Source organism: Vreelandella venusta, assembly GCF_044809155.1.
GTDB classification, from domain to species: Bacteria; Pseudomonadota; Gammaproteobacteria; order Pseudomonadales; family Halomonadaceae; genus Vreelandella; species Vreelandella venusta_B.
Map to the genome: position 1 here is coordinate 3,057,226 of NZ_CP085241.1, position 17,796 is coordinate 3,075,021.

Annotated in this window: 15 protein-coding genes; 6 read left to right on the forward strand and 9 right to left on the reverse strand. The window is 53.7% G+C overall.

The genetic code is table 11. The annotated features are described in order from the left end of the window. The first annotated feature begins 46 nt into the window (after positions 1-46). From guaD to LG301_RS14235, 6 genes are all read left to right on the forward strand, one after another. Positions 47-1,363 carry a guanine deaminase gene (guaD, locus tag LG301_RS14210; RefSeq protein WP_404471808.1) on the forward strand — a complete coding sequence of 439 codons (1,317 nt, stop codon included), beginning with the start codon at positions 47-49 and terminating at the stop codon, positions 1,361-1,363. Between the two features lie 82 nt (positions 1,364-1,445). Continuing rightward, the gene (locus LG301_RS14215; RefSeq protein WP_404471809.1) at positions 1,446-2,822 is read left to right on the forward strand and encodes an NCS2 family permease; all 1,377 of its coding nucleotides are present in this window, start codon (positions 1,446-1,448) and stop codon (positions 2,820-2,822) included. 435 nt (positions 2,823-3,257) lie between these two features. After that, entirely contained in the window at positions 3,258-5,846 is a 2,589-nt protein-coding gene (locus tag LG301_RS14220) for an EAL domain-containing protein (RefSeq protein WP_404471811.1), read from the forward strand. Between the two features lie 152 nt (positions 5,847-5,998). Beyond that, positions 5,999-6,424 carry a hypothetical protein gene (locus LG301_RS14225; protein WP_404471812.1) on the forward strand — a complete coding sequence of 142 codons (426 nt, stop codon included), beginning with the start codon at positions 5,999-6,001 and terminating at the stop codon, positions 6,422-6,424. A 54-nt stretch (positions 6,425-6,478) separates the two neighbouring features. Next, a complete protein-coding gene (locus LG301_RS14230) occupies positions 6,479-7,369 on the forward strand; it encodes a bile acid:sodium symporter family protein (RefSeq protein ID WP_404471814.1) in 891 nt (296 codons plus the stop codon). 62 nt (positions 7,370-7,431) lie between these two features. Further along, entirely contained in the window at positions 7,432-7,842 is a 411-nt protein-coding gene (locus LG301_RS14235; RefSeq protein WP_404471815.1) for a DUF1090 domain-containing protein, read from the forward strand. A gap of 120 nt (positions 7,843-7,962) precedes the next feature. On the opposite strand, the gene LG301_RS14240 is transcribed toward LG301_RS14235, so the two are convergent. The 9 genes from LG301_RS14240 to ileS all read right to left on the reverse strand — a co-directional run bounded on the left by LG301_RS14240 (position 7,963) and on the right by ileS (position 17,793). Beyond that, positions 7,963-8,985 (reverse strand): tryptophan--tRNA ligase, encoded by a 1,023-nt coding sequence (locus LG301_RS14240; protein ID WP_263067327.1) that lies wholly within the window; start codon positions 8,983-8,985, stop codon positions 7,963-7,965. A gap of 64 nt (positions 8,986-9,049) precedes the next feature. After that, positions 9,050-11,512 (reverse strand): hypothetical protein, encoded by a 2,463-nt coding sequence (locus tag LG301_RS14245; RefSeq protein ID WP_404471816.1) that lies wholly within the window; start codon positions 11,510-11,512, stop codon positions 9,050-9,052. Positions 11,513-11,519: 7 nt separating this feature from the next. After that, the gene (locus LG301_RS14250; protein ID WP_404471817.1) at positions 11,520-12,005 is read right to left on the reverse strand and encodes a PilW family protein; all 486 of its coding nucleotides are present in this window, start codon (positions 12,003-12,005) and stop codon (positions 11,520-11,522) included. Then, positions 12,002-12,433 carry a prepilin-type N-terminal cleavage/methylation domain-containing protein gene (locus tag LG301_RS14255; protein WP_404471818.1) on the reverse strand — a complete coding sequence of 144 codons (432 nt, stop codon included), beginning with the start codon at positions 12,431-12,433 and terminating at the stop codon, positions 12,002-12,004. The genes LG301_RS14250 and LG301_RS14255 overlap by 4 nt, the downstream gene beginning before the upstream one ends. Beyond that, positions 12,433-12,837: a type IV pilin protein gene (locus LG301_RS14260; RefSeq protein WP_404471819.1), complete on the reverse strand. Its 405-nt coding sequence runs from the start codon at positions 12,835-12,837 to the stop codon at positions 12,433-12,435. Before LG301_RS14260 ends, LG301_RS14255 begins: the two co-directional genes overlap by 1 nt. A gap of 64 nt (positions 12,838-12,901) precedes the next feature. Beyond that, entirely contained in the window at positions 12,902-13,882 is a 981-nt protein-coding gene (gene ispH / locus LG301_RS14265; RefSeq protein ID WP_404471820.1) for a 4-hydroxy-3-methylbut-2-enyl diphosphate reductase, read from the reverse strand. Positions 13,883-13,949: 67 nt separating this feature from the next. Further along, the gene (gene fkpB, locus LG301_RS14270) at positions 13,950-14,393 is read right to left on the reverse strand and encodes an FKBP-type peptidyl-prolyl cis-trans isomerase (RefSeq protein WP_404471821.1); all 444 of its coding nucleotides are present in this window, start codon (positions 14,391-14,393) and stop codon (positions 13,950-13,952) included. A 39-nt stretch (positions 14,394-14,432) separates the two neighbouring features. Beyond that, positions 14,433-14,969, reverse strand: a complete 537-nt coding sequence (gene lspA, locus LG301_RS14275) for a signal peptidase II (RefSeq protein WP_404471822.1) — start codon at positions 14,967-14,969, stop codon at positions 14,433-14,435. Next, positions 14,962-17,793, reverse strand: coding sequence for an isoleucine--tRNA ligase (gene ileS, locus LG301_RS14280; RefSeq protein WP_404471823.1), 2,832 nt, complete (start codon positions 17,791-17,793; stop codon positions 14,962-14,964). The genes lspA and ileS overlap by 8 nt, the downstream gene beginning before the upstream one ends. Positions 17,794-17,796: the final 3 nt, after the last annotated feature.

The following is a 17,796-nucleotide window of genomic DNA, read 5'->3' on the forward strand; positions in this document are numbered from 1 at the left end:
TGCGCCGTAGCCCTTTATAAACATGCGGAAAAAAAGAGCCCTTATCATGACGACAAACGACTCGCGCGTGATACGCGCTGAACTGCTGAGCTTCGATGCCGACCCCGGCGAGGGCGACACCCCTGCCGAGGGCAGCGTTCGCCATATCGAAGACGCTGCCCTGTGGATCGAGAATGGCCGCATCCGCGCCATCGATGACTATTCGCGGCTCGAACCAAACCTGCCCCCGGGAATCGACGTCATCGACCACCGTGGCAAGCTGCTGATGCCCGGCTTCATCGACAGCCACGTGCACTACGTCCAGCTCGAGATCATGGCCTCCTACGGGCGCCAGCTGCTGGACTGGCTCAACGACTACACCTTTCCTGAGGAGTGTCGTTTTGCCCAGTACGAGCATGCCCTGGCACTCTCTAATGTTTTTCTCGATGAGATGCTGCGAGTGGGTACCACCACGGCCCAGGTGTTCTGCTCCAGCCACCCCGGTTCGGTGGATGCCTTCTTCACCGCCAGCCGCAAGCGCGACCTGCGCATGCTGGCGGGCAAGGTACACATGAATCGCAACGCCCCCGAGGCGCTCTGCGACGACACCCAGGGCGGCATTCGCGACGCCGAGCGGCTGATAGGCGAATGGCACGGCACCGCGCGACTCGGTTACAGCCTGACGCCACGCTTTGCCCCCACCTCAACCCGTGAGCAGCTCGATGCGACGGGTGGGCTGTTGCGCAATGACCCGAGCCTGTGGCTGCAAACCCACCTGTCCGAAAACACCGGCGAGCTGGACTGGGTGGCCGAGCTATTCCCCGAGAGCCGCGACTACCTTGAGGTCTACGAGCAGTCGGGCCTAGTAGGGCCACGCAGCACCTTTGCCCATGGCATCCATCTCGATCAGGGGATGCGTCGCCGACTGGCGGATCGTGGCGCCAACCTAGCCTTCTGCCCCAGCTCTAACCTGTTCCTCGGCAGCGGGCTATTCGACCGCCACGCCGCACGCGATGTCGGCCTCAACGTGACCTATGCCAGCGACGTTGGGGGCGGAACCGACCTTTCGGGGCTGGCGACCCTCAAGGCCGCCTACCAAGTGGGGCAATTGCGGGGGCAGCCTCTAACCGCCTGGCAAGGATTCTACGGCTTGACTCTGGGCAATGCGCGCGCCTTGTCGCTGGATAGCAACATCGGCCGCTTAGCCCCCGGCATGGAGGCCGACTTCGTGGTGCTCGACCCGGATGCCACACCGCTGCTAGCAAGACGACAGGCACGCTGCCGCACCCTGAGCGAGCGCCTATTCGCGCTGATGATGCTGGGCGATGACCGCAGCGTACTGGAAACCTGGGCGGGGGGAAGGCGCCAACACACGCGGGACTGACGGTCTGATCACTCCGGCGAGCAACAACGACTTCCAATAACGATCTCCAACAACGATCTCCAACAACAATAGGATCAACTAGATGGAACCCAACTCCTCTTTTGCCGATAAGCACACTGCACGGCCTGATGAGCAGGCCGCTCGGCCTGCCAACTGGCTGGACCACTATTTTGGCGTGACCCGGCGCGGCTCGTCGCTACGCACTGAAATCCTCGCCGGGATCGCTACCTTCCTGGCGTCCATGTACATCATTGTGGTCAACCCAGCGATTCTCAGCGATGCGGGCATCCCCTTCTCCGCCGCGCTCTCGGCCACGGTGCTAATCAGTTTCATGAGCAGCCTGGCCATGGGGCTTTATGCGCGCAACCCGATTCTGGTCGCCCCAGGTATGGGCATGAACGCCCTGTTCACCTATACCCTGGTACAGGGTGCGGGGCTCTCCTGGGAAGTAGCGCTAGGCTGCGTGTTCTGGTCTGGGGTGCTATTCGCCGTACTGGCCATGTTCAACGTCCGCAAAGCGATCATTGAAGCCATTCCCCCTTCGCTGCGCTACGCGATCACCTGCGGTATTGGCCTGTTTATCACCTTTATCGGCTTCAAGAATGCGGGCTTTATCGTCGGCAGCGACGCGACGCTGGTGACGCTGGGCTCTATGGATGCCAGCATGGTCACCTTCTTCATCGGTATGATGGCGACGGCGATCTTGGTTATCCTGCGCTTCAACGGTGCGCTGATCTTGGGTATCGCCCTGACCACCCTGCTGGCATCGCCCATGGGCCGGCTGTGGGGCGGTGACGTGGTCGTGGAGTGGAGCGGCCTAGCGGCCTGGCCCGACTTCAGCGCAGTGATGCAGGTGGACATATGGGGAGCGCTGAAGGTTGCTTACCTGCCGTTCATCTTCGTCATGCTGTTCACCAACTTCTTCGATGCCTTGTCGTGCTTCATGGCCCTCTCTGAATCGGCCGACCTCAAGGACAAGGATGGCAACCCGCGCAACCTGAAACGCTCCATGACCGTCGACGCCTTCGCCTCGATGATCGCGGCGCCGTTGGGTACCAGCGCGGCCCAGACCTTCATCGAGTCCGGCGCGGGCGTCGCCCAGGGCGGCCGGACCGGCCTGGTGGCGGTGGTCATCGCTCTGCTTTTTTTACCCTTTCTATTCCTTTCGCCGCTGCTTTCGCTGGTGCCGGGTATCGCCACGGCGCCTGCGCTGGTGCTGGTGGGGCTGTTCATGCTGGCGCCGATCAGCAAGATCGAGTGGACAAAGTTCGACCAGGCCTTCCCGGCTTTTCTAGCTATCATCCTGATGCCGCTGACTTACTCGATCACCCTGGGTATCGCGTTTGGCTTCCTCAGTTTCGTACTGATAAAACTCTTTACCGGCAACATCCAGGCGATTAAACCGGCCATGTGGGTCTCGGCTGCTCTCAGCGTGGTCATGCTGATCACCACACACTAGCCTTGTTTCATGAGGGCTTTAGAGCCTTTAACGCACTGCTCGATGTTTAAGCCCTGAATTAAATAGATACCCGCTGCCTAATAGAACGCCCTATGGACTGCATAGGGCGTTTTTTATTTAGGCGCTGGTCGTATTCACTGATCGTGATAGTCTGCCGTGGATGCACTTATAAAAACGCATGGTCGGAGCATGTTTATCGCGTGCTTAACTCTCGTTAACTCGCCTTAGTTCTCTTTAATACTCCTTTATGAGAGGTTAATTTGTCATCAACACTAGAAAATATGAATACGCTTTAGACTAAAGTAACTAAATTAGAAATTCTTGTATTTTTTGTTTGCCATCCTTTGGGCTTAATTACATGATGTTAACCGTGGTTTCTGCAGCCAACCTCTAAAACAATGAGAATTATTAGGTTTTAAATACCAGGGGCATTTTATGTACCACGAATATCCCTTGCTCGAAGCACAGCAGGAAATCCACGATCTTGCCGCAGCGGGTGCACCGCTTACCCAAACATTGACAGCGGTGGCGGAGTGGGCAGAGCGCATGCTCCCGCAAGCGCTGGTTTCGATCATGCGTTTTGATCCAGCAACTAACACCTTGAGTTTAGTTGCCAACCAGCATTTTTCACCTGCCTACACCGCACTTATGCAAACGCTTACGATTGGCCCGGCGGTGGGCACGTGCGGAAGAGCCGCTTTTGAAAAACAGCGCGTGGTAACTGAGGATATTCGTTTGGAGCCTCGCTGGGCAGCCTTTAGGGAAGCCGCCCTCGCCGAGGGCTTACGCGCCTGCTGGTCGTTGCCTATTCTCTCTACGCAAGGGGAGCTACTTGGCACCTTTGCCACGTACTACCGGTATCCCGCGATACCCACCCAACAAGAGCAGCTCCACCTTGACCGTAGCGCCAGCCTCGCGGCTCTTGTATTCCTGCGTCATCGCGATAAACAGCAGCAACGCATGCAATCAGAGTGGCACCGTTCGCTGTTTGTTAACCACCCAGACGGCGTGTACGAATTTAATCTCGACGGCCATTTTCAACGCTGTAACACCGCGCTGGAACGCATTACGGGCTATAAGACATCCGAACTTATTGGCGTGCACTTTAGCCAATTCATTGCGCCTAATTTTCGTGAACTTACGCAGCAGGCGTTTAACACCGCCTGCGGTGGCGAGGCTATCACCTATGAAACTCTGGGAAGGCACGCCAAGGGGCACCACTACGCGCTGGAAATCACGAATTTTCCGGTGATGATTGATGATGTCATTGTGGGAGTTTATGGCGTATGCCGAGATGTTACGGACCGCAATCAACAGACCGATGAGCTACGGCTACTTAAAAGAGGTATGCAAGCCAGCCCCAGCGGCATCATCATGTTGGATGCACAGCAAAACGGGATGCCGATTGTCTTTGCTAACCCGGCTTTTTATCGGATTACGGGCTACACCTCCAACGAAGTGATCGGCAATAACAGCCGCTTTTTAAGAGGGCCAGCTACCGCGCCAGAAGCAGTTGAAGCCATTCGCAACGCGATACACAAACAGCGCGATATCAGTATTACGTTGCTCCATTACCGTAAAAATGGCCAGCCTTTCTGGAACCACCTAGTCGTCAGCCCCGTTTTTGACCCAGAGGGTAACTGCACGCACTACATCGGTATTCATCAAGATATTACGCACGAGAAAAGACAGGAAGCCAAACTGGCCTACCAGGCCACACACGATTTGCTCACTCACCTTCCCAACTACTCAGCGTTTACCGAGCAGCTTGCCAGCGCCTTTGAGCAGCACCAGCAGGAAAACCAGGGCACCTTAGCGGTTCTGCACCTTGATTTGGATGGCTTTAAAGCCATTAACGACGGGCTGGGGCATGTGGTGGCTAACCAAGTGCTAGTAGCGGTTGCCCGCCGCCTAGAAGGGATAATTAGCCCTCCTGATAGGCTGGCTCGCCTGGTAGGAGACGAGTTTGCCATACTCTTGACGGCAAAAGAGCGCCATGCCGCCGCTATTGTGAGCCTAGCTGAGCGTATTTTGACCACCTTGGCAGAACCCGTCGCTATTGAGGGCCAGCTGGTGCATATCAGCGTCAGCATTGGCATTGCCTGCCATACGCCTTCCATCCAAGAGCCTTACAGCCTGCTACAGCACGCTGATTTAGCCTTAGAGCAAGCCAAACGGCAGGGGCGAAACACATGGCAGTGGTACCGTGGCCGCAAAGCCGAACACGTTAAGTATAATGTTGCCATGCGCCACGAGCTGCATACCGCGCTGGCTGAGGAGCACTTCGTGCTTTACTACCAGCCCATTGTCGATGCCGTGAGCGGTCGCATACGCAGCGTTGAAGCCCTTATTCGCTGGCAGCATCCCACCTTGGGCTTGATATCTCCCGGTGAGTTTATCCCACTCGCAGAACAGACCGGGCAAATTATTCCCCTAGGCCGCTGGGTACTCCTGCAAGCCTGCCAAGATATGGCAGCGTTCAGCGCCCAGAGCGAGCATACACTGCCCGTTGCCGTTAACATTTCTTCATTACAGTTTTGTCGGGATGGCTTTCTAGATGATGTGAAGCACGCGCTACAGGCTTCAGGTTTACCCGCAGAACAGCTTGAACTTGAGGTAACAGAAAGCGTGTTATTGGACGGCACTGGCCCGATTATCGCGCTGATGGAGACGCTGACCTCAATGGGTGTGCGTATTGCGTTAGATGACTTTGGCACAGGCTTCTCAAGCCTTAGCTACTTGTGCGATTTGCCCACCCATAAAGTCAAACTAGACCGCAGGTTTATACAAGAAGCTCAAACAAGCCGGCGGATGGCGGCCATTGTCCAAGGTGTCATCACAATGGCGCATCATATGGATATGGTCGTGGTGGCCGAAGGGATTGAAACGCCAGAACAGCAGCGCGATTTAGCCAATAGACAGTGCGACCTGCTGCAAGGGTACTTATTTGCGCGCCCAATGCCGCTACCGGAACTGCAGCAGCTGCCGAAATTGCTGATGAACGCGGTGCTACACCCCTCTTAAACGCTGATACCGCTCGCAAGCGTCGCTCCAACCAACATGCAGTGCCCACAGAGGCTTACGCCATATGTTGAGCCGGGGCGCTGCGACGCGCCCCTTTATTTTGGTTTAGTTTTTAACTGGTTTCGCTAGCGTAACGGCTGTGGGCGGGTAGAATGCCAACGTTATCTGCTTTTTCACTCAATGCTTATAAGCACCTGCATCTTATGAATAATTATGCTTCACCCGTTCACCTGTACGACGTTGTGTACATTATTATCCCCCGGCTACACCGGGCGCAAAAACTGGTTAATAACACGCTAGATGCGTTGATTGATACGGCTAAGAACCCTAACGATTTACATACCCGTTTAGAGCAGCGACGAGCATTTACGCTGGAACTGCAGGCCACCCTTACCAATCTGGAACACCTGCTGGAGCGCTACCGCGCCGATGTGCAGACGCTACTTAAAAGTAACGGCAGCAGTGGCAACCGAGCCATCACCACCGATGACATGGAACAAGACGCTATTGAACGAGCGAAAGATATTTATCAAAAGGTAGTGGCGTTTCAGACCGGGCGCCGCAGCGTGCCTTGGTAAGCGCGTATTAAAGGGGTATAAGCTTTTCGCCTATCCTGTTTTTAAGGAATTACTATGTTGTCGGAGTGGTTATCCCACGTACTGCTTCCCTGGGTATTGGCCGGTGTGATGATGACCATGGGCCTGAACCTCACAAGCCATGATTTTATACACACCTTTCGCCACCCGGGCCGTTTACTACTGGGCACCAGCCTGCAGATACTGGCCTTACCGCTGCTAGCTTGGGGCATCGTAGCCGTACTGCCGCTTTCGCCGCTCGCCGCCGCTGGGCTGCTGCTAGTCTCGCTGGTTCCAGGAGGGGCAACCTCGAACATGTTCAGCTATCTCGTCCAGGGAGATTTAGCGCTGTCCGTTAGTTTAACCGCCATTGCGGCGGTGTTAGCCCCCTTTACACTACCGCTGATGATGGGCTGGAACCTGGAATTACTCGATTTAAGCACCGCCGGGTTAAGCCTGCCCTACTGGCCAACCGTCGGTAAGCTGCTGTTAGTAACCCTGGTGCCCGTGCTTGCCGGTATGCTGCTGCGATGCGTGCTGAAGGAGACGCTGCTGGACTGGCTGCTGCCCAAAATAAAGATATTAACTGGTGTGGCGATGATTGGCGTGGTCATCGCGCTGATTGTAAGCCACGCCCAGCGGCTCCCACCGCTGCTCAGCGTAGAAACGCTGTCGGTGCTGCTGCTCTGCGTATTGAGCATGACCTTAGGCCACCAAGTAGCAAGGCGATTACGGCTCCCCCATGCCAGTACCCGCGCCATTACCGTTGAGGTTGGCGTTCAAAACGCGGGAGTCGCCATGATGGTCGCTTTTGCACTCCTGCAGCAGCCCGGCATCGGCTTGGTGCCCCTTCTGTATGGGCTATTAATGAACGTACCAGTATTTTTGTGGATGTTTGCCTGCCTATGGCGAGATCGACAGCGGACAGCCTCTCCACACTACTTATGAAAACGTTTCCCCATCAGGCATGAGGGGCGCTGCTATTAGAGACATTACATGAGGAATAAGCCATGAAAGCCCAGTGGTTAGGTTGCGTTACCTTCGTCGCGGTATTAGGTGTCTTACCGTTACAACTCGCCCACGCTGCCGACATATTATGCGAAGACAAAACCGCAACGTTACGCCATCAACTTGAGTATGCGCAGGCACACGGCAACCACCACCGCGCCGAGGGGTTACAGCGCGCGCTGCACGCCATTAGCGAAAACTGTACCAATGAGCGCGTCCTTGCAGAGGCAGAGGAAGAAATACGCGAAAGTCATGAAGAAGTGCGGGAGCGCACTGATGAATTGAATGAGGCCTTACATGACGGTAATGAAGATGATATTCAGGAAAGCCGCGAAAAGTTAGAGGAAGCCACCCGCGAACTTGAAGAGCACACCGAAGAGCTCAATGCGCTGCAGCGTCGCCTTAACGAGTAGTGCTTTAGACCTAAAGTGCGGGCGGATGCTGCCCTGAACCCACCGAAGGCGACGCGGTCTTTAATACGCAGAAGGCCCTCCCTCATGGGAGGGCCTTCTGGTGGCTAACAATGTTGATAATTAAATAAACCGACCTAACCCCACCGCTGAGCGTAAACGATCCATGGTTACGGCCGCTTCCTCACGGGCACGCTCGGCACCTTTTTGGAGTACGGCTTCAATATGCCCAGGGTCTTCCATTAACGCGTTGTAGCGTTCACGGGGGGCGCTTAGGTGGTCATTCAAATAATCAAAGACGTGATTTTTAGCGTCGCCCCAACCAATCCCTTCGGCGTACTGTGCACGCATGGCGGCTGTTTCTTCATCGCTGGCAAACGCCGAGAATATCTGGAACAGCGTGCAGGTATCCGGGTCTTTGGGCTCACCTGGCTCTAACGAATTGGTTTTAATTTTGCGCACCAGCTTTTGCAGCTTTTTCTCAGCAGAGAACAGTGGAATCGTATTGTTGTAGCTTTTGGACATTTTGCGCCCATCCAGTCCTTTTAATACTTCGCCTTTTTCATCCACGACGGCGTCTGGCTGTACAAAGTACTGGCCTTTAAACAGGTGATTAAAGCGGTTGCCAATATCACGCGCCATTTCAATATGCTGAATTTGGTCACGCCCGACCGGTACTTTATTAGCGTTAAACATGAGGATATCGGCCGCCATTAGCACGGGGTAGCCAAACAGCCCCATGGTGACGCCTTTATCCGGGTCTTGATTACCGGCTTCCTCATTCTCCGCCACCGCGGCTTTGTAGGCGTGGGCACGGTTCATCAAGCCCTTGGCACACACACACGAGAGCATCCACATCAGCTCGGGGATTTCTAAGATATCCGACTGCCGATAGAAAATAGCGTTATCGGTATCCAGCCCCAGCGCTAGCCATGTTGCCGCGATCTCCAGGCGAGACTCCTGCACGCGCTTTGGGTCTTGGCACTTGATGAGCGCGTGGTAATCCGCCAGAAAGTAAAACGACTGCACGTTGGGGTCTTGGCTGGCCTCAATGGCAGGCTTAATCGCCCCAACATAATTGCCGAGGTGCGGGGTGCCGGTCGTGGTGATGCCGGTCAGCACACGGGTTTTGGCTGTCTGACTCATGATGTTCTAGCTCTTAGGTAAATATGCCTATCATAACGTTTCGCCAGACGGGTGGCGAACAGCTTCAACGCCAGTCTATTAACGACCAAATCAGCTCACCATCACCAGACGGCGGTGGAACATTACAATTCCCCCAACTGGCTTGCTCTTCAGAATCAAGCAAACGAAAAGCAGTGCGCAAAGCCGCCTCATCATAATTAAAGTCATTACTCCCCCCCCCCCTAAACTCAATATCGGCAGTAGTGAACTCTAAGCGACTTTCATCATAAGGCGCTACTAATAAAGCACCATTTAAATCTCTGCCACCGCCCCCTTTCTGTGAATAATCGCCTAATACGACAATTAACCCATTGAAATCGGGATTTCCTCCTGCTTTATAATCACCTTTAACAACTAAAACGCCAGCACCGGATATATTGTTTGCATCGATAGTGCCACTCACAAATGTAATCTGCTCATTCCCCATGCTTCCAAAAGACGTATTGTTTTTGACACTCCTTCCTTGCACGTGGACAGTTTCATTTCGGGTTCGGAGCATTTCGATGAAGGTATGAAATTTTTCAGCGTTTTGACCACGGTTGAACAAACCATCAGGAATTCCTCCCTGAATGTTATTATTGGCAGCATTAGCATCAGAGAACTTATCAAGGTCGTCTTGGGTCACTGTAATATCAGGAACGCTGCCTTTGCCATTAAACTCTGCTTGAGAGCTAGGAAGCCTTATCTGACCAACAGGGCTTGCAATGGTCAAAGGAGATAAATCATTAAAACTGCACCACTCGTTGCTTGACTCTCCACCACTGTCACCAAACGCATCGGCTAACAGTTCGTCATACACAATTTTGGCGCCACCAACCACCGTTACTTCTCTCGCTTTTACACTGCCAAAAAGACTGCCGCCTGAATTAACATTTACCTTCGTAAAAGGGGCATAGATATTGGCAACGACTCGATTGCTCGCATTAATATCGATACCTTCGCTATTACTCTCATAGCTAGAGAAGATCGAAAACGTTGGTTTACCATTAGTACTCAATGTATTCGTGGTGGGCATCTTGACGTTGCTATTCAACTTCACCTGCCCCTTCACAAACACCGTCAAACTACTATCTGGATCAATAACCAAGCCAGCCCCCCCGCCTCCCATGGAAAAATCATCACCTATTACTAACGCTACATCCCCGCCTTTTATGTGCAACTTAGATGTGCTAGCCATTTGCAAACTATCAACGTAATAGATAGGAATATCTTCTCCCAAAACAGCAGCCACTTCCGGTTCAGCCCCATCAATGTGGCCGTGGTTATCACTACCAGCAACTGATATCCGACTCGGCGTCATTGTTATATCTACAACACCATTATTAACTATCACATTACCAATGGATTTAAGATCATTTTGATAGCGAGCAACTTCTTCCTTCAATGAGTTACCTGAAAAATCAAAGGTGTCGCAATCAGAAGCCATGAGTGGACTAAGCCCTGGCGAGATATTCTGATAAAAATTGGAGCGATTTTTTTGGTCAATATGACCAGAAGGAGGGTTACGCCCCGTGATGATCGTCCCACCAGCATAAATCCCCTCACCAATGCTCGCGGACCAATTATTAATGTGAACGTCTTGTTCAGTTCTTACTGCACCATCGACCCTTGCACTACTACCGAAAACCACATTTAGTAGACTTTCTACATCACCACGAACTCGGACACCACCACCGTTCAAGCGGATCATTTGATTGGCAAAAATATTTCCAAAAATCTGAGAAGAACCATTTAGAATCAAACCACCTAAAGCAACTGCACCACCATGAACTTGTTCATTACCACCAATTAAATCAATATTTGCATTTTCTGATGTTGTGCTAATAAGGGGCTTATCACTGGTTGCAAAGCTCCCTGGCTGGCCGTTCCAGACACCATCGCTAGAGCGATAGCTACTTATCGTAGAGCCACCTGATACTGAAATGCCCTCGCAACCAACAATTGCAGCCTCAAAAGGTGAGCTTACAGCGCCACTAAAGCTATAGGAATAAACCAACGCCGAATCACGTGCGGCATTATTGCGCAACCCGCGGTCCCAAGAGGTGATCGTAACCGTTTGTGCCTCCGTATCTACCTCAAATTGCAGCTCTAGATTAGCCAACAGTTCTTCTTTTATTTGGCGCTGCTCATCCTCGTCTAGCTCATCAAAATTGGCAGGCAATAGATCCTCAATAAATTGGTCTAACGTACCTGATTGAAGTAGTTGGGCAATCGCATCACCCGTCAGCTTTCCTTCTGTCTCTTTAAGCAGTTCTGGGTCCGCTACCAGCTCCGCCAAGAAGTCGTTGCGGTTTGCGGTATTGACAGGGTTCACTAACGACGACAAGGTATTTTCAGCGGTCATCTGCGCTTGAACAGAAGAACGAAAGTTCCCAGCCAGCCGTTCATCCACAAGAGATGATTGCATAGCGCTCATGCCCACCACCATAGACGCCGATAACAAAGCCATGACAACAAAGAGTGCTGCGCCTTTTTGCTGCTTTTTCATTGTTACCTCACTCACTCTCAGTGCCAGTAGTTGTTACAATATCTCGATTAGTAACATGGAATATTAGCGAACCCCCACCCTTCATTATCGGAACACTAATTTCGTAGTGGTGGTCTTGTACTGATCTCACCAACGGCTCTTCGCTACACTCCGCGTCGCTAATAACGTGGCCTTCTTCAAAGTCTTTATAAAAATTTATGACTGGTTGATTATCTTCGTCGGTATCGCTAATTGTGCAAAGACACTGGACATCCGCTATGGAGCAAGAAAGAGCATAGCGATAAACATTGTCTTCCTTTCGCAGTTCTTCCGCTAAAATCTGCGTTAAAAACACCGCTACTTCTTGCTTCCGGCTTAGCTCATCCACTGCGCTAAACGTAGAAAAGGTAGATAAAAAGAGTTGGCCTGCCCCTAGTGCAATCACTGTGCCAATCGCCATTGCCACTATTAACTCAACCAAGCCAGCGCCCAGCTGTTGCTTCACTGCTTTCATGGGGCACCTGCCGTATTAGGGAGGATGAAACTGTAGAGGTACTCCTCCTCGCTGTTGCCGGATACGCTATTTAGGGCAATCACAATTGTAAACTCGCACCCCGCGGACACACTCACACCGCTGTTGTCCCAATTAGCGCCCCGTAGCGGGTTGGCGTTTGTATCTTCTGACCAGTGCTCTATCCAATCATCTTCAAGGGCACTCACCGCTGATGCATCTATGGCTTCGCAATTAGAGTCGCTGGCTAATAGATTCCAAATTCTCTCTTGAGCATCAACCGCCGCTACCACGGCTATAGAGCGCTGATACCCTTCGGTCGCGCTTTGCAGGGCGTTCATCTGCATAGCTGCCACCCCCATCAGACCAAAAGCAAGCACTACCAGCGCGATCAGCACTTCAATTAGTGAGAACCCTTGCTGATGCTTCATTACCAGCACGCCTCTGGGGCGCGCTCCCCTTTTGCGCTTAAGGTGAGATCGCCTTCACAGCCGTCTGAGCGCTGGGTAGTGGCGGTTAATAAATAGCCGTCGTTGCTTTGGCTATCGGTATCGGCTGAGATGTCGTAATGGCCGCTTGGAGAGACAGTCATCTCCAAATCGCACTCCTCGTAGGTGTAATCACGGGAATAACAACGCTCCATCTCTGAAGCCGCCTGCAAGAGTGCCGTTTGACCATCAGAGCGAACGGAGCGTTCGACATAGCGGGTATAACTGGGGTAGGCGATGCTTGCGATGATCCCGATAATGACCACCGCAATCAATAATTCGATGAGGGTAAAGCCGCGCTGGCGCTTACTGACATGACCTGCACGGCAATCAAAAACGTAAGACACTAAGCGATGCTCCCGTATCAGTTAACTCATACTTTGAGTATGTCGTAAACTGATACCGTTTGCATCACCCGCTTACAATCACTTGTTCTCTCAGCTCCTTCGGCATCGAGAACGTAATGTTCTCTTCACGCCCTTGCAGTTCAATCGGCGCTTCTGCGCCAAGCGTTTGAAGCTTTTCAATTACGCCTTTCACCAAAACTTCCGGGGCGCTGGCACCGGCGGTAACGCCAATCTGATGCACTCCTTCAAGCCAAGCTGCTTCTATTTGCTCGGCGTTATCCACTAGGTAAGCAGGCGTCCCCATACGTTCGGAAAGCTCACGCAGACGGTTGGAGTTGGAGCTATTGGGGCTGCCCACCACCAACACTAGGTCACTGTCCGCTGCCAGTTCGCGCACCGCATCCTGCCGATTTTGAGTGGCATAACAGATGTCGTCTTTGCGCGGCCCTTGTATCTCTGGGAAGGTGGTACGCAGCGCATCAATCACTTTTGCAGTGTCGTCCATCGACAGCGTGGTTTGCGTGACAAACGCCAGCGACGAAGGGTCGTTCACCACCAAGTTGGCAACGTCTCGCTCATCTTCTACAAGGTAAATCTGGCCACCGTGAGACGTGTCGTAACGCCCCATCGTACCTTCAACTTCCGGATGGCCTTCATGCCCGATCAGAATGCACTCTTGGCCGCGCTTCGCGTAGCGCAGCACTTCTAAATGTACTTTGGTAACCAACGGACAGGTCGCATCGAAGACTTTAAGGCCGCGTTGCTCAGCCTCCTGCTGTACGGCACGAGAAACACCGTGAGCCGAGAAAATCACGATCACGTCATCGGGCACTTCATGCAGCTCTTCGACAAACACGGCGCCCCGCTCACGTAAGGTTTCAACCACAAAGCGGTTATGCACCACCTCGTGGCGCACGTAAATGGGCGGGCCAAAGACATCGAGCGCGCGGTTGACGATGTCGATCGCACGATCCACGCCAGCGCAAAACCCGCGCGGGTTCGCCAGCTTAATCTGTATTGGCTGAGAGGACTCTGATGACTGCATAAAAGCGCCTTGATGCAACCTGCATCGCCGGTTAAGTGAAAACTCTTTCTAAAGCTTGTTCTGACAATCAGTGTTTGGTGACGGGCGTTACGCTCAGCACGTCCACTTCAAACGTTAACGTACGCCCTGCGAGCGGGTGATTAAAGTCCACTTCCACACGGTCGCCGTCTATGGTTTTGACCACGCCAGGCAATTCCGTTCCTGCTTTATCGGCAAATGACATCACCATGCCAATCTCTGGCTCTTCATCACCAAAATCAGCGCGCTTCAGCGTTTGGATATTTTGCGGATTATGCTGCCCAAAAGAGTGCTCCGGGGTAATCTGAAACGACCCGCTCTGGCCAGCGGCCATGCCTTTAATAGGGTGCTCAAAACCGGGCGGCAAGTTGCCATCGCCATACTGGAAGGTGGCGGGGGCTTTCTCTTTGGTGGAATCGACAACCGTGCCGTCTTCCAGCTTCAGCGTGAAGTGCAGGGTAATTTCCATACCATCATCAATTAGGTAGTCCATGGTTCCTCACTCGTCACTCTATGGCTTTTAATCACGCTGCTATAGCGCGGCTTTCTTACGGCGTCGATCACCCATTATCGACTCCCATATTAACCCTACCGCTCCCAAAGTAATGCCGATATCCGCCACATTAAAGGCGGGATAGTACCAGCCAGCAGCGTGGAACGATAAAAAGTCCACTACGTAGCCATGCACTAAACGATCGTACAGGTTGCCCAACGCACCGCCAATAATCAGTGGCAGTGCAATGGCCAGCAGCTTTTCATCCGCTTTCACGCGGGAAAGCCAGATGGTTAAGCCAATGCTGGCACCAATGGCCACAATGGCAAAAAACCAGCGCTGCCAACCAGGGTGATCCGCTAAAAAGCTAAACGCGGCGCCGGTATTATGCAGCAGCGTGAGGTTAAAAAACGGCAGCACCTCAACCGGCTGGGCATAGTTTAAAAAGTGACTCGCCATGTACTTGGTCAGCAAGTCCAACACAACGACCGCTACTGCCAGCCACAGCCAGCGCAGCGGCCGCCCCATGGGCGGCGGCTGGTGTGGGTTATCGATAGTTGACTCACCCTTAGGCATAATGACGAATCTCGCCGCTGCCCTCGGGCAGGTTGCTGATACAGCGACCACACAGATCTGGATGCTCAGCATGAGCGCCTACATCAGCACGGTGGTGCCAGCAGCGCTCGCATTTCTGATGTTCGCTTCCGCTCACCGCTACCTTCAAGCCTTCAAGTTCGGTGCTTTCTGCGTTAGCGGCATCCGCTAGCGGCGCTAGATGGACTTCACTGGTAAGCATCACGAAGCGCAGCTCATCGCCCAACTTGGTGAGCGTAGCGTTCAGCTCGTCGCTGACGTAAAGCGTCACTTCCGCTGCCAGGCTGCCTTTGATCACTTTGGCATTACGGGCATCTTCCAGGCACTTGTTTACCGAGTGCTTCACTTCCAGCACCTGCTCCCAGAAGGCACGGCCCAGCTCAGCGCCATCCGCTAAGGTGCCAAGCCCAGTGTAGTAAGTTTCCAGCAGTACGCTTTCGCCACGCTCACCGGGAATGTGCTCGTAGATCTCTTCGGCGGTGAACGAAAGAATCGGTGCAACCCAGCGGCTCAGCGCTTCTACCACATGATAAAGCGCCGTTTGCGCGCTGCGGCGGGCCAGCGAGTCCGTTTGGGTGGTGTACTGGCGGTCTTTGATGACATCCAGATAAAAACCGCCCAGCTCCCGGGCGCAGAAGCCGTGTACTTGCTGGTACACATCCAGGAAACGGTACTCTTCATAGGCGGTTTCAATGCGCGCTTGCAGCTGCGCTGCGCGGTCGACCACCCACTGATCCAGCGCCAGCATATCGCCAAACGCCACCTGATCCCGCTTAGGATCAAAACCGTTTAGGTTAGAAAGCAAGAAGCGCGCGGTGTTACGGATGCGGCGATACACATCGGCGGTGCGCTTCAAGATTTCATCAGAAACCGCCATTTCGCCGGAGTAATCCGTCGACGCCACCCACAAGCGCAGAATATCAGCACCCAGCTTATCCATCACGCTTTGCGGTGCAACCACGTTGCCGATGGACTTGGACATCTTGCGGCCCTGGGCATCCACCGTGAAGCCGTGGGTCAACAGCTGACGGTACGGCGCATGGCCGTCAATCGCTGCGCCGGTCAGTAGCGACGAGTGGAACCAGCCACGGTGCTGATCCGAGCCTTCCAGGTAGAGGTCAGCACGCGGGCCGCTTTCATGGCCATGGGGGTGCGAACCGCGCAGTACGTGACGGTGGGTGGTGCCAGAATCAAACCAGACATCCAAGGTGTCGGTGACTTTGTCGTACTCCGACGCTTCGGCACCGAGTAGCTCTGCAGGGTCGAGTTTAAACCACGCCTCAATGCCCTCTTGCTCTACGCGCTTGGCCGCTTCTTCCATTAGCTCAACCGTCTTCGGGTGCAGCTCGCCGGTTTGCTTATGCAGGAAGAACGGAATTGGCACGCCCCAGTTACGCTGGCGAGAGATACACCAGTCTGGGCGGTTGGCAATCATGCTGTGCAGGCGCGCCTGGCCCCAGGCAGGGGTAAACTCGGTGGCTTCAATGCCTTCCAATGCCCGCTCGCGTAAGGTTTTGCCGTCTTTACCTTTGATATCCATACCCACAAACCACTGGGCGGTAGCACGATAAATCACCGGTGATTTATGGCGCCAGCAGTGCATGTAGCTGTGCTTGATGGGTGTATGCGCCATCAGGGCGTTCACTTCGCGCAGCTTTTCAACGATATGCGGGTTGGCTTTCCAGATCATCTGGCCGCCGAAGAACGGCAGATCATCGGCATAAACGCCGTTGCCCTGCACCGGGTTGAGCATGTCGTCAAAGCTCATGTCGTGCTCACGGCAGGTGATAAAGTCATCCATACCGTAAGAAGGCGCTGAGTGAACGATACCGGTACTGCCCACCTCAGACTCAACGTAATCCGCTAAATACACCGGCGAGAGGCGGTCATAAAACGGGTGGCGGAAGTTGATCAGGTCAAGCTGTTTGCCCTGGGTGGTTGCGACCACGTCGCCTTGTAAACCAAAGCGCTCTAAACAGCTCTCTACCAGCTCTTCTGCCAGCAGCAGCAGGCGTTCGCCGGTATCCACCAGCGCGTAGGTAAACTCTGGGTGAACGTTCAGCGCCTGGTTAGCGGGGATTGTCCAGGGCGTGGTAGTCCAGATGACCACCGCCGCAGGCTTGGGCAACTCGCTTAGGTCAAACGCTGCGGCCAACCTGTCGGCGTCTTCAACCGGAAACGCCACGTCGATGGCGTCAGATTTTTTATCGGCGTACTCCACTTCCGCCTCGGCCAGGGCCGAGCCGCAGTCAAAACACCAGTTAACCGGCTTTAAACCTTTAAACACATAACCCGCGTCGACCATATCGGCCAGCGCACGGATTTCACCCGCCTCGTTGGTGTAGTCCATTGAGCGGTACGGATGATCCCAGTCACCGATAATGCCCAGGCGTACAAAGTCGGCTAGCTGCGTTTCGATCTGCGCACCGGCGTACTCACGGCACAACTCGCGAGCTTTATCCGCAGCCAAGTGCTTACCGTGGGTGGTTTCTACTTTGTGCTCAATGGGCAGGCCGTGGCAGTCCCAACCGGGCACGTAAGGTGCGTCGAAACCGGCTAAGTTCTTGGATTTAACAATAATATCTTTAAGGATTTTATTAACGGCGTGACCGATATGGATACTGCCATTGGCGTAGGGAGGGCCATCATGCAGGACAAACAGCGGCGCGCCCGCGCGGGTGTCGCGCAAGCGCTGGTACAGGTTCATATCCTGCCATTTTGAAACGCGCCCTGGCTCCTGCTTCGGCAGCATGCCGCGCATGGGAAAGTCGGTTTCTGGCAAGTTTAGCGTGTGCTTATAATCCATAGT

Bases quoted from the DNA above. Each gene is read 5' to 3' on its own strand.
- ileS (WP_404471823.1), bottom strand. From the start codon at position 17,793: ATGGATTATAAGCACACGCTAAACTTGCCAGAAACCGACTTTCCCATG.
- LG301_RS14225 (WP_404471812.1), top strand. From the start codon at position 5,999: ATGCCAACGTTATCTGCTTTTTCACTCAATGCTTATAAGCACCTGCAT.
- LG301_RS14240 (WP_263067327.1), bottom strand. From the start codon at position 8,985: ATGAGTCAGACAGCCAAAACCCGTGTGCTGACCGGCATCACCACGACC.
- LG301_RS14215 (WP_404471809.1), top strand. From the start codon at position 1,446: ATGGAACCCAACTCCTCTTTTGCCGATAAGCACACTGCACGGCCTGAT.
- fkpB (WP_404471821.1), bottom strand. From the start codon at position 14,393: ATGGACTACCTAATTGATGATGGTATGGAAATTACCCTGCACTTCACG.
- lspA (WP_404471822.1), bottom strand. From the start codon at position 14,969: ATGCCTAAGGGTGAGTCAACTATCGATAACCCACACCAGCCGCCGCCC.
- LG301_RS14230 (WP_404471814.1), top strand. From the start codon at position 6,479: ATGTTGTCGGAGTGGTTATCCCACGTACTGCTTCCCTGGGTATTGGCC.
- ispH (WP_404471820.1), bottom strand. From the start codon at position 13,882: ATGCAGTCATCAGAGTCCTCTCAGCCAATACAGATTAAGCTGGCGAAC.
- guaD (WP_404471808.1), top strand. From the start codon at position 47: ATGACGACAAACGACTCGCGCGTGATACGCGCTGAACTGCTGAGCTTC.
- LG301_RS14255 (WP_404471818.1), bottom strand. From the start codon at position 12,433: ATGAAGCATCAGCAAGGGTTCTCACTAATTGAAGTGCTGATCGCGCTG.
- LG301_RS14220 (WP_404471811.1), top strand. From the start codon at position 3,258: ATGTACCACGAATATCCCTTGCTCGAAGCACAGCAGGAAATCCACGAT.
- LG301_RS14250 (WP_404471817.1), bottom strand. From the start codon at position 12,005: ATGAAAGCAGTGAAGCAACAGCTGGGCGCTGGCTTGGTTGAGTTAATA.
- LG301_RS14245 (WP_404471816.1), bottom strand. From the start codon at position 11,512: ATGAAAAAGCAGCAAAAAGGCGCAGCACTCTTTGTTGTCATGGCTTTG.
- LG301_RS14235 (WP_404471815.1), top strand. From the start codon at position 7,432: ATGAAAGCCCAGTGGTTAGGTTGCGTTACCTTCGTCGCGGTATTAGGT.